We start from the raw sequence: 14,452 nt of genomic DNA, 5'->3' as shown, positions 1-14,452 counted from the left end.
TTGACCCTACTTTCACAATCTACCTTTTAAGTTTCGCCTACGTGGGAGTCTATTGGATGAATCACCATAATCTACTAGCCACAATAGATAATGTCACCAATAAGCTGATTATTAAAAACCTCCACCGGCTATTTTGGGCAACACTAATTCCGTTTGCGATGGATTGGGTGGGGGCACACCCGCTGGCAAATGTATCTGTAACTCTTTACAGCTTCATCCTGTTGATAAGTTCCATAAGCTATCAAGTATTGCAACGTGAAGTGTTTAAAATACGGCTCAGTAAACATGAACGTGCGCCACCTACTTAATCAACAAGTATGATCAGGGCCAGGTTGGCGTTTGCCCTTAGCATCCTCACCCTGCGCCGCTAACTCACCACGCAGGTTACGAGGAAGCGCAAAAGTAATAGTTTCAGTCTTAGTACGAACTTCCTCAACTTCTGGGAATCCCAGCTCCTGTAGTTTAGTGATAACATCACGAACCAAAATTTCTGGCACGGAAGCACCCGAAGTTAAGCCAACGGTCTCAGCATTTTCAACCCAAGCTGGATCCAGTTCCACTGCCTTATCAATCCGGTAGGCAGCGCCGGCACCAGCGTCCAAAGCAACTTCCACTAAACGCACAGAGTTCGAAGAATTCGCAGATCCTACGACGATCATTACGTCAGCGTTAGGCGCAATCGTCTTCACTGCTTCCTGACGGTTCTGCGTCGCATAGCAAATGTCATCCGAAGGAGGGTTATTCAAATCCGGGAAACGTTCACGCAAACGATCTACAGTTTCCTTAGTTTCATCAACGCTCAAAGTAGTCTGAGAAAGCCACACAATCTTTTCAGGATCACGCACCTGAACTTTATCTACCTCATCCGGAGTCCCCACAATCTGAATGTGATCCGGAGCCTCACCGTAAGTGCCTTCAACTTCCTCATGACCCTCATGCCCTACCAGCACAATGTCATAATCTGCTTTCGCAAAGCGAACTGCTTCCTTATGAACCTTCGTTACCAGTGGGCAGGTAGCGTCAATAGTCAAAAGTTTACGTTTAGCAGCTTCCTCATGCACGGCAGGTGAAACACCATGTGCGGAAAAGACTACGCGGGCGCCCTCGGGAACCTGATCAGTTTCTTCTACGAAAATCGCACCCCGCTCTGAAAGGGTTTCCACGACATAACGGTTATGTACGATTTCCTTACGCACGTAAATAGGGGGACCGTATAGGTCCAAAGCCTTCTCAACTGCATCAACCGCACGATCAACGCCCGCGCAGTAACCACGTGGGGCTGCCAGCAGAATCTTTTTCAAAGTAGTCTCACTAACCAAAAGAAAATAACTTACTACCTCTAATCTAACTGCCCGCACCTAACTTTTCCCATTTATCCGCAGTTATTCCTATCCCAGTTTCTGCATTTCCTCTGAATACTCATCCCAGAAGCTGTGAAAAACTGCCAGGTTCTTTAAAAATATGGCACTCTGAGAGGGTGAATATGCCTGAAGAAAATCCGCCACAACTGCCTCGCCTGGCGCGTGACACCACGCGTGAACATCCTTGGCCCCTGGCTAAACTGTCGGAAAATATCAAAATCTACGTTGAGAAAATGTCCCCCCTCTGGGTAGAAGCTCAAATCGTGCAGCTTTCTGACCGCGGGGCTACAAAAATGTCTTTCCTGACACTGCGCGACGTAGACCAAGACATTTCCATGGAAGTTTCCGCTTTCGGAAATGTCCTCTCTACCAGCGGCATCCCCATCACTCCTGGCTCACGCGTAGTCGCCCACGTAAAACCAACTTTCTGGACCAAATCTGGACGCCTAGCATTACAGGCCAAGGAAATCTCCCCCGTTGGCCTAGGAGATTTACTGGCGCGTATTGAACTACTGCGTCAAAAACTCCACGCCGAAGGACTTTTTGACGAAGAACGTAAGAAACCGCTCCCCTTCCTCCCCCGCAAAATTGGTTTAATCTGCGGCAACAACGCGAAAGCTAAAGACGATGTTTTAGTTAATGCCTCAACACGTTGGCCCGCCGCCCAGTTCGAAATCCGCGAAGTCCTGGTGCAAGGAGCCGGAGCGGTAGCTGGCGTCACCCAGGCTTTAGCTGAACTTGATCGAATTCCAGACGTAGACGTGATTGTAATCGCTCGGGGCGGTGGCTCAGTTGAGGATTTACTTCCATTTTCTGATGAGGCGATTGTGCGCGCCGTTTTCGCCGCCCACACTCCCGTGGTTTCAGCTATCGGTCATGAGGGAGATTCCCCACTGATGGATTTAGTAGCAGACTATCGCGCTTCAACTCCGACTGACGCTGCCCGCCGGGTAGTTCCAGATTTAACAGCAGAACTACAGGGATTAGGTAATGCGGTGATGGAACTGCGTAAGCGTGTCCAAACTCGAGTTGAGTCTGAACAACAGCACCTACAGTTACTTTTAGATCGCCCAGTTTTAGCTACCCCAGCGGCTTCTCTCCAGTCGCATTTTGAGGGTTTAGAAACAGCGAGAGCAAAACTTAAACACGTGGTTTCTTTGAAACTCACCCAAGCGCAAGCGGACTTAAACTCGGCTGTATCTACATTAAAAGCGATTTCTCCGCAGGCAACTTTGGAACGCGGTTATTCGATTATTAAAGCTCCCGGTAAAGGTGTGTTAACGGATACTTCACAGGTGAAAAAAGGCGAGATTTTAGAAGCTCGTCTGGCTCACGGTTCCATGATTGTCACTGTTTTCGGCACTAATGCGCCGCCCTCGGGAACTTCCCAATAGACTGCCCACGCAACTGTAAGAACACCCAGGTTTAAGAAAAGGATTTTAAGATGCAAAACTACACTGATCCGACTGCCCTGTCCTACGAACAGGCGCGCGACGAACTGATTGCGATTGTGCGCGCGTTAGAAACTGGTTCTGCGCCGCTTGAAGAAACCCTGCAAATGTGGGAGCGCGGTGAGGCTTTGGCAGCGCGTTGCCAGCAGATTCTTTCTGCGGCTCAGCAACGCCTTTCTCAGATGACGACTCCGACGCCACAGTAGTCTTTTACCTGACCTTTTGATTTCCCTATTTTCAGTTAAATAAACCTTATACAATCGAATTCGTACGGCTTTACAATGAAGTAGATTGAACTGAAATGACTGAAAAGCATGCTTTGATTCTTGGGGAAGCCCTGATTGACGTGGTTATTCCGCTTTCTGGTGAGACCCGCGAGATTCCGGGTGGTTCCCCAGCGAATGTCGCATTAACTTTGGGACGTTTAGGACGCGCAGTTGAGTTGGTTGCGTGGCTGGGTGACGATTCCCGAGGGCGTCTTGTAGCTGACCACGTGCGGGCGTCGAATGTTTACTTAAGTGATGTTTGTTTGCGGGCAGAACGGACTTCTACCGCGCAAGCAACCCTGGATGTTTCCGGAGCTGCTAGCTATGAGTTTGATTTGGCTTGGGAGCTTCCGGAAACTCCGGTGGATGAGAGTGTGTTAGTTGCTCACTCGGGGTCCATTGCGACTACTTTAGAGCCGGGTGGCACGCAGGTTTTAAAGACTTTACGCAGGGCTCGTGAGTTTGCGACGGTTACTTATGATCCGAATGCACGCCCAACTATCATGGGTGATCCTGAAGTTGCGTATGAGCGGGTGTTAGAGCTGGTTGATACTGCTGACGTGGTGAAGGTTTCTGACGAGGATATTGACTGGTTTACTGCTGGGGTTCCTTACCCGCAGGTAGCTCGCGAGTGGTTGGAACGCGGGGTTTCCCTGGTGATTGTGACTCGCGGTGGTCATGGTTCGGTGGCGTACGCTAAGGCTGGTTATTGGGATTTTCCAGCTAAAGAAGTTACCGTTGTTGATACTGTTGGCGCGGGTGATTCTTTCATGGGTGCTGTGATCGACGCTCTATGGACGTTAAACCTGCTGGGTGCTGAAAATCGTGAGAGGTTAGAAGCGATTACTGCCGAGCAGGTTCAGTTTGTGATGGAGTGTGCGCGTAGTGTTTCCGCAGTGACGGTTTCACGAGCAGGTGCGAACCCTCCTTGGGCACATGAACTCTAAAACAGTTACGTTTATTAATATGAAAAGTTAAGTCTTCATATCAATAAACGTCGCAATACTACGTTTCTCTATATGAAAAACCAGTTTTTCATATAGAGAAACGTTTTTATTTACCTAAACGACGCTCACGTTGGCCATAATCACGCAACGCACGTAAAAAATCCACACGACGAAAATCCGGCCAAAAAGCCTCACAAAAATAAAATTCAGAATGAACTGACTGCCAAAGCATAAACCCTGACAAACGTTGCTCCCCTGAAGTACGAATCAACAAATCTGGGTCAGGCACCCCCGCCGTGTATAGATGCTCTGAAATATCATCAATAGTTAAAACATCCGCAGCCTGTTCCAACGTCATTCCACGTTCCGCATAGGAGCGCAGCAGGGAACGTACCGCGTCTGTAATCTCGTGGCGGCCACCGTATCCGATAGCTACATTCACGGTTAAGCGCAAACTCCCCTGATAAAAACCCTCAGCATCGCCCAAAGCCGCAGAAGCAGCCACAATTTGCGATAACTCAGAAGCAACGCCCTCGGGAAGCAAATTGAGATCACCCACAACCTGCACCCGATACTCTGGATTCGCTGCAATCTCACGCGTGGCATCAACAATAATGGAAAGCAACGGGGCCAGCTCAGCTTCAGACCGCGATAAATTATCAGTCGAAAGCATCCACAAGGTCACTACCTGAACACCAAATTCACGCGCCCACCCTAAGAACTCCGTAATCTTATCAGCACCCTTACGATGACCGTAGGAAGTCGCGTTGCCCACTGCCTTAGCCCAACGGCGATTCCCATCCAAAATAACGCCAACATGAGCAGGTATACGCTCAGGATTTAAGCCATGTGACAACTGACGTTCGTAAATCCCGTAGAGCAGCTTATGATTCCTCATATTTTCAGATTATAGAAGAAAAACCACTTTAACACCGCTAAAGCGCAAAATAGTTGCTATGGTTAGATGATCGGATTTTTATTTCACAAGGAGACCTCATGTCTGAAAGCCTTTGGCTAACTCAAGAAGCCTATGATCGTTTAAAAGAAGAACTCGAACACCGTTCAACCATTAAACGTCAAGAAATCGCCACCAAAATTGATAATGCACGTCAAGAAGGCGATTTGAAAGAAAACGGCGGATACCATGCAGCGCGTGATGAACAAGCCATGAATGAAACCCGCATCAACCAATTAACGAACATTCTACGCGACGCCGTTGTCGGAGCAACCCCAGCTGATGACGGTATCGTAGAAGCAGGTATGGTTGTAACTGCAGAAATCATGGGATCACAAAGTACGTTCCTTCTGGGATCCCGCATGGCAGGCTCAGAAGACGACTTAGAAGTTTACTCCATCGACGCTCCTATTGGGCAGGCATTAAACGGCCACAAGGTCGGAGAAACCGTTTCATACTTCGCTCCGAATGGTCGCGAGATTGAAGTAAAAATCTTGGATGCAGTTCCCTATAAAGGCTGATTTTCCGCGCAGTTTCGCTTTATAAAGTTTTAAAGGCGTCCTGGGTTCTTATTCCCGAGGGCGCCTTTTTTGTGTTTAAGAAAAAATCATATGCGAGCGATGCTTCGCATATGACTTTTCTAATTACTAAGAGCAAAACGTATATGCGAGTTAAGCCTCGCATATACGTTTTACGATTTACTCAGACTCTGGTTTCTTATCCAGAGTCTTCGTATCAGTTCGTAAGGTATCTGCCTTCCCTGGTGCTGGAATTACATCAGTTTCAGCTTTAATAGCGTCTAGTAAAGTTTCTGTACTTTCTTGCTCCTGTGGTTTACGTGCCACAGACCGATGCATGGCGAAAGACTCATCGTAGGTTTCCAGAATCTGCTGCTTCAGCATTCCCGGAGGACCACCTGGACGATCAGGATCATTCATCAAATGAGGGAACCGGTCATAGCCATGCAAGTAAAGCATCGAAGTATTGATGAAAGCTGCGATTGGCACGGCAAAAAGTGCACCGGAAATACCGAAGAGGAAAGAGCCACAGGCGACGGAAAGTAATACTGCTAGTGGGTGGAGGGAAACCGCTGAGGACATTAACCATGGCTGCAGCAAGTTACCTTCAATCTGTTGCACCGCTAAAATTACCACGATCATAATGACTGCGGTCTGAGGCCCCTGGTCCACTAATGCTACAAGGACTGCGATGGATCCAGTAATCATCGCACCGATGATCGGGATGAAAGAGCCAACAAAAACCAGTACGCCCAGTGGAATAGCCAGTGGAACTCCCAGGAAGTACGCGCCCAAGCCAATGCCCAATGCATCAATTGCTGCAACGGTAATTTGAGCGCGCACATACCCTCCCAGAGTAAGCCACCCACGAATCGCAGATTCGTGAAGCGGTTCACGCGCTCCCTCAGGAAGAATTCGCACGAACCAAAGCCAGATCGTGCGTCCTTCTTTAAGGAAGAAGAATAGGACGAAGAGGGAAAGAATCGCACCGGTTAAAATCGTGCCGATGGAAGTAGAAACCTGTAATACACCAGTAGCTAAAGTGGAACTATTGCCCTTTACCAGCCCGGTGATCGCGTCCACTAAATCTTCTAAATGAGTATCAATGTAGCTAGAGTCGATTCCAAAAGGCTCGGTACGGATCCAGGCAATCAGCTTATCCGCCCCCTGTTGGGCACGTCCGGCTAAGTCTTTAAACTGGAATGCAATTTGTGTAGATGCAGCAGAAATTAAACCTACTACAATACCTAAACCAAAAATTAGTGAAACCCCAGCTGCTAGGGCCGGTGGAAACTTTAATTTGCGTTTCAACATCCGATTAAACGGATCTAACAAAACCGCAAATAATAACGCTAATAAAATTGGGACTACAAAAATGTACACATAAGAAACTAAGTAGCCAATCAGGAAAATCATGGCTGCTACTACCAGAGAGCGCCAAGACCAAGCAGCTGTAACGCGCAAAGACCACGCAACATGCTCTTCCACCTTAGAACCACTACGTTCTGGAGTATAAATACGAATCGGAGTTGGCTCTGGTGTGACAGCACGTGAACGAAGTGGTTCAGATACCCTGCCAAGAAGTTCCGAAACACGACTATTACGCAGCGGATTATTTGGTCTTTTCACCTGAGCCTCCTTATAACTCTTAGTTAGAGTTTACTGGAACTTTACAAACTATATCTAGGGAAATCTCACTTTACGAATACTTAACAACCTGAGTTTGTCCTGCACGCGCCTTTTCGGAAATGCCAGTCTATAATGATTTTCATTGAATGATTTTGGAGGCACTATGGCTATTCTCAAAGGCTCTTTTCCGGATTCAGACACCCCTGTTTACACAATGCCCGGAGAACACCCAGTTCTGGGAAATCCAATTGACGGCCCCTGGGAAGATCCCTACGAAGTAATCTACGTAGGGATGGGATGTTTCTGGGGAGTGGAACGCATTATGTGGAATCTACCAGGTGTAATCGCTACAGCAACAGGATATATGGGCGGTTCCACACGAAATCCCTCATATAAGGCAGTTTGTTCTGGAACGACAGGTCATGCTGAAGTTGTGCGCGTGGTTTTTGACCCGACAAAGATCGACGCTGAAGAAATCATAAAAACTTTCTGGGAAAACCATGACCCAACCCAAGGTGACCGTCAAGGCAACGACCGTGGCACCCAGTATCGTTCAGTTCTATTCACTACAACAGAACGCCAATTAGCTTTAGCTAAGGCTTCTAAAGACGCTTTCGGTGAAGTACTATCTAAAGCAGGATTCGGTCCGATTACCACTGAAATCGATCGCGCTGATGACTCTGGTGAATTCTTCCTGGCTGAAGGCTACCACCAGGCTTACTTATTCCATATTCCTGACGGTTATTGTATGCACGGGCCAAATGGGTATGCTTGTCCTACAGGGTTACTTCCTGTTACAGAAACTACTGAGCCTGTCACTAAAGGATTCAGCGAGGTTTCTGCAATCCGATTAACCTAGCTAACTAAATTTTTGAGGGCGCTTCAACATAGGTTAAGCGCCCTCAAAAATTCTTTATGAAGCTAAGTTTCAGTTAACTTTCACGATGTCCGTCACGAATACTAGGGTGTCACCACCCATAATTCCAGCCTGTGGCACACCACGGTCACCATAGCCCATTGAACTCGGGATAGAAAGCACTACACGAGTGCCCTCACGCAATCCCAGCAGGCCTTGGTCCCAACCTTGAATAACCATTCCCACCCCAACAGTGAAATCTAATGGAGCGCCTCGATCATACGAGTTATCGAAATGATTACCATTCCATACTTGCCCTAAGTAATGGCAGGAAAGTTGATCACCTGGTTTTACTTCTGCACCGGCGCCCTCACGAATGATTTCAATATGTAATTCAGCTGGAGGTTCCTCCGTAAGAAACTCAATAGTGGGTTTACGTAAAAAGTTGTCTGAAACCTTCAAAAATTCGCTCACTGTGATTCCTTTCTAAATAGTTTTAGTCGTCGCTACGCAAAATTGCTAGTAGACGCAAGATTTCCACATACAGCCAAACTACCGTAACCATGAAACCAAAGGCAACCTTCCATGCGAATACCGCTGGAGCACCATTTTCAACCCCGTACTGAGCAATGTGAAAGTCGCCCACTAAACTGAATGCCCCCAAACCAATTGCTAACAGACCAACTACTACACCGAGGGGGATTCCCATCACAGTAAGCCCAGACAGCCCCCAAGGGTTCGATAATACGCCGGTGAGTTGCAAACCTAGATTCAGAAGGTAGTAAAGCATGATACCACCAGTTCCGATTAACAGAATCTGCGCCATCTTAGAGGTATAGCGTACTTTGCCTGATTTAAAAAGAACTAGCATTACAGCGAATACTGCAATCGTAGCTACAACTGCTTGGGCTACTACACCCGGATAGTGTGCGTCCATAACCTGTGAGAACGCGCCTAAGAATAAACCTTCACAAACCGCATATGCCATTACTGCTACTGGGCTGACTTTAGTTTTGAAAGAGTTGACTAGTGCCAGAACAAAGCTACCGAGACCCCCAACAAGGGAAAAGACTATCCCTAAAGATGGGTTTTGAGTAACAACATTCCACGCACCAGCAGTAATTAGAACCAAAATACCGAAAAGGATACTGGTTTTCATGATGATGTCATCATAGGTTAAACGCCCTTGGTCAACAGCATCAGCAGAAGTCCCCCAGTAGGCAGCTTCTATTTGCGAAAAATCTGTTTCTCGCAGCGTCTGCTGTCCAGGTTCCATGCGCGCCATTTGCCCACCTAGTGGCTGTTGGCTATTGACCTGATAGCCGGGCATATGCGGGTATCCAGCAGGCGTAACTTGCTGAAAATTCTGCGCCACTGAGTTCATCACTGGGTTAGACATTTATTCTCCTTTAAGATTTTGCAATTACTTTTAGCCTGCCATAGTTTTACTGCTTTAGCACCTTTTCAAGGCTGTGAAACTTCTTCAGACATATCTGAAAAAGCTTTTTGGGGTTCTTTCCAGCGTTACTTACGCTGGAAAGAACCCCAAAAGATATTTAGTTAAAGCAGTATGCTATCAGCCGTTGCGGCGACGCATTACTACCAGAGCAGAACCTGCAAGCAGGGATAGTGCTGCAGCGCCACCAGCTACCAGTACGGTTGCACCGGTGTTAGCGAGCTTCTTAGGAGCTTCAGGCTTCTTAGGAGCTAGAGGCTTCTTAGGAGTTTCTGGGTTCTTTGGAGTTTCTGGCTTCTTAGGTGGAACTGGAGTATCACACTTCTTTGGAGTATCAGACTTCCAAACCAAATCAGCTTCGGTGGTACCCTTTGGCAGTGTCCAGCCAGCAACCAACTTACCTACCACGGTTACAGACTTATCTGCATTAACAGTCTTTTCGTAGGTCAGACCCTTACCTTCTGCTGGTAACTTAACAGTTACATCGCCATCACACTGGGTTGGCAGGGTGAATTCTGGATTTTCTACTACTGCTTCTGGGATGAAATCAAACTGCGCGAAGATTGGTGCGGTTACACAGTATGGTGCTGAATCTTCAGTTTCCCATACAAGCTCGCCCGCAACTGGACGCCATCCGGTGAATACCAGGTTGCCACCTGGAACAGCAACTGGCTCAGCAGAAATTGCTGGAAGATCTGCGAGGTTAGTGATGGTCATATCTGCAATGTTCAGTTCCAGCTTTGGAGCATCAGCATTAGCAGTTGCTGCAGTAAGGACTTCAACAGCTTTTTCTTCAACTTCAGGAGCTACAGGCTTGCCACCCAGGCCCTTAACGTCAACATTTGGAATGCCGAAGTAGTCAGCAGAAAGAGTAAAGGCTGCTGGAGCTGGAGTTGCTTGACCGAAAGTCATTGGGAAGTACTCTGGCCACATGCTACCGATGAGTGCATTTGCGAGGAAGTTATTGAATACTGGCTTCTGTACGTTGATCGCACCAATCACCTTAGCATCAGTACCGTGAATGGTAGTCACGTTAGTCTTCAGTGCCTGGATCATCTGAGCACGAGACATAGTGATCAAGCCTTCTGGAGTGCGAACATCCAGAGCCTGCAGGTTGTTGGTGATAAAGTCAGTGTTCAGCTTTTCAGCTTTCAGACCATCTACCAAAGTCATTGGAACTACAACTACACCAGTTGCCTGATCATAGGTTGGTACAGCAGTACGGTCAACAATCATAGAGTCAGTGAAGCTATGATTGTTATTTGCTGCCTTGTATGCTGCAGTCCAAGCATCATGGTTAGTAAGAATAGCGTTATTAACGGTTACTAGTTCTGGGTGATCAATCTTGAAAGACATTGAGAACTTAGTACCTGCAGGAGATTCAGGATGTGCTTCAGCCCAAACATTAAGGTTGTTAAAGCGTGCGCCCTGACCGTAACCGTCAGGAATAGCCTTCATTTCCTTCCACTTCGCTACAACCTTGGTCATATCCATGTGACCACTAAAGTTCAGGTTGTAGGTTGCTTCTGCGGAACACTGAATGTTTGCATCACCAACAGTAATAATAGTGGTTGGTGCATCAATATTTTCACCTGCCATGGCTGGTACAACAACCATGGTAGACACAGCAGTAGCAGCCAAAAGAGTTAGCGCTTTAGCTGCAAAAGACCCACGAGTCATGATTATCCTGTTCAATATAGGGAACTATACTCAATAAACATACACCATAGAGTTAAGGGACAACAATACCTGTATACATCACAAATTCCCTGAAAACCTCAGTTCAACAAAATTAAAGCGCAACCGAAGTTGCGCTTTAAATGAGATTGGTACCTCCAGCCGGACTCGAACCGGCACTGAATCGATTTTAAGTCGACTGCCTCTACCATTGGGCTATGGAGGCGTAAACCAACTAAAAGATATTCTACCCTAAGAATCCGAAATTGTTATCATTGAGTTTAGAAGAAACTCTTTGACCTATCGTGCTACTACGAAAACTACCCGAAAGTGCCCTCAAAAATGCGTTCAGACGAATCCCGCAATCTAAAACAAAATCAACGCAGAAAACTAAGGACTCTAAAGAGCGCAGTATCAAAACGTAAACAGCGTCCAGCTTTTCATGCCGAACCTGAAACCCTATCTCAAAAACTACAACGTCTGCCCATCGCAGCTAAAAACTTTGTTGAAGATGAAACCCGCTCAGGAATGCTTCTAGTAGCCGCAGCAGTCATTGCTCTACTGTGGGCAAACTCTCCCTGGTCCGCAATCTATGAACACATCTCCCACACCGAAATTGGAATTGAATCACTACACCTAAAACTTTCAATCAGCCACTGGGCTGCTGACGGCTTACTCACCATTTTCTTCTTCATCGTTGGATTAGAACTCAAAACAGAATTCGTCACCGGCGCCCTGCGAGACCTAAAAGAAGCTACCCTCCCCATGATCGCTGCCGCGTTCGGCATGCTCGGCCCAGCACTGGTTTACGTGAGCGTACAGCTACTAACTGGATCTGATACCCTACACGGGTGGGCAATCCCAGCCGCAACAGATATCGCATTCGCAGTTGCCTTACTCGGATTATTTGGAAAAAGCATGCCTCCCGCTGCCCGCACGTTCCTACTCACTCTGGCAGTTGTAGATGACCTACTAGCAATCATCGTGATCGCAGCTTTCTACTCAAACGGACTAAACTGGGGAGCCCTAGTCATCTCTTTACTAGTAATCGCTTTGTTTGGTCTGCTGGTACAAAAACGCATGATGAAGTGGTGGATTTTGATTCCGCTCGGGGTAATTGCTTGGGGATTCATGCACGCATCCGGTGTACACGCCACTATCGCTGGCGTGGCAATGGGGCTTTTAGTTCCAGCAACTCGGCGTCAGCACGAACCGCAATGGTCCTCCCACTTAGCGCATCTAATCCACCCCTATTCAGCAGGTATCGTCGTGCCAGTTTTCGCATTCTTCGCAGCAGGCGTAAACATTTCCGAATCCGGAGGCCTTTTTGAAACCCTCACAGACCCCGTGTCAGCAGGGGTAATCCTGGGCCTACCACTAGGAAAACTACTGGGTATCCTTGGGGCGGTAGCTTTCTTCACCCGCTTCACCAGCCTCCGCCTAGGAAAGGGCGTAGACCTGCCTGATATTGCCGCTATTGCACTGTTAGCTGGTATTGGCTTCACCGTATCACTTCTTATAGCCGGATTAGCGTTCCCAGCAGATTCAGTGCATATCCCTCACGCAAAACTAGGTGTTATGATGGGCACCTTAATAGCGGCAATCCTAGGTGGCGTCGCAGTTCACCTCCGCGTAAAACAACATAAGCGCGGTACTGCTCCGAATCGACGCAAATAATACATAAATAAAAACCGCCCTCGGAATTTCAAAAACCGAGGGCGGTATATTAATACTCTGCTCCGCGACATCCCAAACTAAAGCCGAGCAATCACAACAAACCCAGCGCAACCCCATCCAGAATATCTTTTTCAGAAACCGACACCACGCTTACAGCCGGAGCCTCCAAATGTACGCGCGCCATCACGCGCTCCCAAATAATCGCGCCAGCCGCAATCACATCCGCTCTGCCAACCGGCATATAAGGTAACGCTGCCTTCTCAGCCAATCCAGCGTTAATCATAAACTCACAAGCCGCTACCTGCGTCGCATACGACAAACGCGCACCATGAATTCGTTCAGGCTGATACTTTTTCAAACCCAATGCCTTTGCAGTTACAGTCGTTACCGTACCAGCGACACCCACTAAAGACCTTACCTGCCTGAAATCAACGCGGCTTGAAACACTATCCAAATACTTATCAACCCAACGCGCTGCCCGCTGCGCTTCTAAACGCACCTGCAACTCATCTGCCAAACCAGAAAACTTTTCAGTTAAACGCACACTCCCCATATCCGCTGAAAAAGCGGAAACAACCTGCACTTGTCCACTGGCAGTAGAATCACCCAACACGAACTCAGTCGAGCCACCGCCAATATCAACTACCAGCGCTGGCCAAGCTAAGTCAGACAACGCCGTTACCGCCCCCGTAAAAGAATACTTAGCTTCAACTTCGCCAGATAAAACCTCAGGCACTACACCTATTACGGACTCAATTGCAGAAATAAATTCCGCTCGATTCAACGCATCTCGCGTAGCTGAAGTCGCTACAAAACGCAGTCGCTGCACACCAAAACCTACACAAACCTGCGCATACTCTATCGCAGCTTCCACCGTCCGCGCGATTGCTTCTGGTGCAAGTAACTTTGACTGTTCTACGCCCTGCCCTAAACGAACAATCCGCATTTCACGACAAAGCTCCTGCACCACGCCATTGTCCCGCCGTAGCACCAGCAGACGAATCGAGTTCGTACCACAATCAACTGCAGCTACAGTATCTACTTGCGAATATGTTTGATTCCAAGGAAAAGTTTGCATTCCAGCATTATAGCCACACGCGCTTAAAAATCGCGCATGAGAATTACTTAGTTAAGTCTGTAGGGGTTTCACCGTGGTTGCATGAACAAGTTACTGGATCCCATAGCTTATCTGTAACCAAGCGTTCAATCAGCAGATCACCAATGGGATTAACGCCTGCCCCGGCAGCTAACGCATGACCTAAAATTGCGTGCAAGCACTTTACTCGTGTTGGCATGCCACCGGCAGAAAAGTCTTTAATTTCTGGGACTTCTTCAACCTCATCGCGAGTCTGAATATAATGTTTATGCGCAGCTTCATACCCGGCGCGCAGCTCAGCGTCATCTGCCAGCATTTGGTTCAGAGTTTCCATCCACTTACCAGCTTCCAGGGTGGAACAGCCTTTAACTGCTGCTGGGTGGGTGAGGTAAAACATTGTTGGAAAAGGAGTTCCATCTTCCAGGCGCGGCTTGGTCGCCACTACACGTGGAGCGCCACAAACACAACGATTTGCAATGCCGATCACGCCTCGTGGAACGCGTCCTAACTGCAGTTCCAAAATAGCAGTGTCGGTTGCGGTTGCTTCAGTAATAGTCACGATT

At 47.8% G+C, this 14,452-nt stretch carries 15 protein-coding genes and 1 tRNA gene; 7 read left to right on the top strand and 9 right to left on the bottom strand.

Annotation, left to right across the window (positions count from 1 at the left end; translation table 11 throughout):
• The first annotated feature begins 17 nt into the window (after nucleotides 1–17).
• Nucleotides 18–308, top strand: a complete 291-nt coding sequence (locus tag HMPREF0044_RS08405; RefSeq protein WP_483466339.1) for a TMEM175 family protein — start codon at nucleotides 18–20, stop codon at nucleotides 306–308.
• Here HMPREF0044_RS08405 and HMPREF0044_RS00270 read toward each other — a convergent pair whose 3' ends face one another.
• Nucleotides 309–1,301 (bottom strand): 4-hydroxy-3-methylbut-2-enyl diphosphate reductase, encoded by a 993-nt coding sequence (locus tag HMPREF0044_RS00270; RefSeq protein ID WP_245528795.1) that lies wholly within the window; start codon nucleotides 1,299–1,301, stop codon nucleotides 309–311. It lies immediately after the preceding gene.
• 182 nt (nucleotides 1,302–1,483) lie between these two features.
• On the opposite strand from HMPREF0044_RS00270, the gene xseA reads away from it, so the two are divergent.
• The 3 genes from xseA (at nucleotide 1,484) to HMPREF0044_RS00255 (ending at nucleotide 4,025) form a co-directional block, all read left to right on the top strand.
• Nucleotides 1,484–2,755: an exodeoxyribonuclease VII large subunit gene (xseA, locus tag HMPREF0044_RS00265; protein ID WP_006546084.1), complete on the top strand. Its 1,272-nt coding sequence runs from the start codon at nucleotides 1,484–1,486 to the stop codon at nucleotides 2,753–2,755.
• 50 nt (nucleotides 2,756–2,805) lie between these two features.
• Nucleotides 2,806–3,018 (top strand): exodeoxyribonuclease VII small subunit, encoded by a 213-nt coding sequence (locus HMPREF0044_RS00260; RefSeq protein ID WP_006546083.1) that lies wholly within the window; start codon nucleotides 2,806–2,808, stop codon nucleotides 3,016–3,018.
• A 95-nt stretch (nucleotides 3,019–3,113) separates the two neighbouring features.
• Complete coding sequence (locus HMPREF0044_RS00255; RefSeq protein WP_006546082.1) at nucleotides 3,114–4,025, top strand: carbohydrate kinase family protein; 912 nt, start codon at nucleotides 3,114–3,116, stop codon at nucleotides 4,023–4,025.
• A gap of 106 nt (nucleotides 4,026–4,131) precedes the next feature.
• On the opposite strand, the gene uppS is transcribed toward HMPREF0044_RS00255, so the two are convergent.
• Nucleotides 4,132–4,923, bottom strand: coding sequence for a polyprenyl diphosphate synthase (gene uppS / locus HMPREF0044_RS00250; RefSeq protein ID WP_006546081.1), 792 nt, complete (start codon nucleotides 4,921–4,923; stop codon nucleotides 4,132–4,134).
• A 98-nt stretch (nucleotides 4,924–5,021) separates the two neighbouring features.
• Between uppS and greA the strand changes: the two genes are divergently transcribed.
• Complete coding sequence (gene greA, locus HMPREF0044_RS00245) at nucleotides 5,022–5,501, top strand: transcription elongation factor GreA (RefSeq protein WP_006546080.1); 480 nt, start codon at nucleotides 5,022–5,024, stop codon at nucleotides 5,499–5,501.
• 177 nt (nucleotides 5,502–5,678) lie between these two features.
• Here greA and HMPREF0044_RS00240 read toward each other — a convergent pair whose 3' ends face one another.
• Nucleotides 5,679–7,127 (bottom strand): AI-2E family transporter, encoded by a 1,449-nt coding sequence (locus HMPREF0044_RS00240; RefSeq protein ID WP_141553787.1) that lies wholly within the window; start codon nucleotides 7,125–7,127, stop codon nucleotides 5,679–5,681.
• Nucleotides 7,128–7,290: 163 nt separating this feature from the next.
• On the opposite strand from HMPREF0044_RS00240, the gene msrA reads away from it, so the two are divergent.
• On the top strand, nucleotides 7,291–7,986 hold the full coding sequence (gene msrA / locus HMPREF0044_RS00235) for a peptide-methionine (S)-S-oxide reductase MsrA (RefSeq protein WP_006546078.1): 696 nt from the start codon (nucleotides 7,291–7,293) through the stop codon (nucleotides 7,984–7,986).
• A 69-nt stretch (nucleotides 7,987–8,055) separates the two neighbouring features.
• On the opposite strand, the gene HMPREF0044_RS00230 is transcribed toward msrA, so the two are convergent.
• The 4 genes from HMPREF0044_RS00230 to HMPREF0044_RS00215 form a co-directional block, all read right to left on the bottom strand.
• Nucleotides 8,056–8,457: an FKBP-type peptidyl-prolyl cis-trans isomerase gene (locus HMPREF0044_RS00230; RefSeq protein ID WP_006546077.1), complete on the bottom strand. Its 402-nt coding sequence runs from the start codon at nucleotides 8,455–8,457 to the stop codon at nucleotides 8,056–8,058.
• 22 nt (nucleotides 8,458–8,479) lie between these two features.
• On the bottom strand, nucleotides 8,480–9,382 hold the full coding sequence (locus tag HMPREF0044_RS00225; protein ID WP_040312517.1) for a Bax inhibitor-1/YccA family protein: 903 nt from the start codon (nucleotides 9,380–9,382) through the stop codon (nucleotides 8,480–8,482).
• 177 nt (nucleotides 9,383–9,559) lie between these two features.
• Complete coding sequence (locus tag HMPREF0044_RS00220; protein ID WP_006546075.1) at nucleotides 9,560–11,119, bottom strand: hypothetical protein; 1,560 nt, start codon at nucleotides 11,117–11,119, stop codon at nucleotides 9,560–9,562.
• A gap of 147 nt (nucleotides 11,120–11,266) precedes the next feature.
• Nucleotides 11,267–11,342: transfer RNA gene (locus HMPREF0044_RS00215), tRNA-Leu, on the bottom strand.
• A gap of 116 nt (nucleotides 11,343–11,458) precedes the next feature.
• Between HMPREF0044_RS00215 and nhaA the strand changes: the two genes are divergently transcribed.
• A complete protein-coding gene (nhaA, locus tag HMPREF0044_RS00210) occupies nucleotides 11,459–12,793 on the top strand; it encodes a Na+/H+ antiporter NhaA (protein ID WP_006546074.1) in 1,335 nt (444 codons plus the stop codon).
• Nucleotides 12,794–12,884: 91 nt separating this feature from the next.
• Here the strand turns inward: nhaA and HMPREF0044_RS00205 are convergent, their stop codons facing one another.
• Complete coding sequence (locus HMPREF0044_RS00205) at nucleotides 12,885–13,871, bottom strand: Ppx/GppA phosphatase family protein (RefSeq protein ID WP_006546073.1); 987 nt, start codon at nucleotides 13,869–13,871, stop codon at nucleotides 12,885–12,887.
• A 43-nt stretch (nucleotides 13,872–13,914) separates the two neighbouring features.
• Nucleotides 13,915–14,451 (bottom strand): DUF501 domain-containing protein, encoded by a 537-nt coding sequence (locus tag HMPREF0044_RS00200; RefSeq protein WP_050754317.1) that lies wholly within the window; start codon nucleotides 14,449–14,451, stop codon nucleotides 13,915–13,917.
• Nucleotide 14,452: the final 1 nt, after the last annotated feature.

It is taken from the genome of Gleimia coleocanis DSM 15436, from assembly GCF_000159015.1.
Taxonomy (GTDB): Bacteria; Actinomycetota; Actinomycetes; order Actinomycetales; family Actinomycetaceae; genus Gleimia; species Gleimia coleocanis.
Note: the sequence above shows the minus strand (reverse complement) of the source record. Positions and strands in the feature narration are given on the sequence as shown.

Excerpts from the sequence above, each read along its gene's own strand:
- HMPREF0044_RS00205 (WP_006546073.1), bottom strand. The coding sequence starts at position 13,871 with ATGCAAACTTTTCCTTGGAATCAAACATATTCGCAAGTAGATACTGTA.
- msrA (WP_006546078.1), top strand. The coding sequence starts at position 7,291 with ATGGCTATTCTCAAAGGCTCTTTTCCGGATTCAGACACCCCTGTTTAC.
- uppS (WP_006546081.1), bottom strand. The coding sequence starts at position 4,923 with ATGAGGAATCATAAGCTGCTCTACGGGATTTACGAACGTCAGTTGTCA.
- HMPREF0044_RS00220 (WP_006546075.1), bottom strand. The coding sequence starts at position 11,119 with ATGACTCGTGGGTCTTTTGCAGCTAAAGCGCTAACTCTTTTGGCTGCT.
- HMPREF0044_RS00225 (WP_040312517.1), bottom strand. The coding sequence starts at position 9,382 with ATGTCTAACCCAGTGATGAACTCAGTGGCGCAGAATTTTCAGCAAGTT.
- HMPREF0044_RS00255 (WP_006546082.1), top strand. The coding sequence starts at position 3,114 with ATGACTGAAAAGCATGCTTTGATTCTTGGGGAAGCCCTGATTGACGTG.
- greA (WP_006546080.1), top strand. The coding sequence starts at position 5,022 with ATGTCTGAAAGCCTTTGGCTAACTCAAGAAGCCTATGATCGTTTAAAA.
- nhaA (WP_006546074.1), top strand. The coding sequence starts at position 11,459 with ATGCGTTCAGACGAATCCCGCAATCTAAAACAAAATCAACGCAGAAAA.
- HMPREF0044_RS00260 (WP_006546083.1), top strand. The coding sequence starts at position 2,806 with ATGCAAAACTACACTGATCCGACTGCCCTGTCCTACGAACAGGCGCGC.
- xseA (WP_006546084.1), top strand. The coding sequence starts at position 1,484 with ATGCCTGAAGAAAATCCGCCACAACTGCCTCGCCTGGCGCGTGACACC.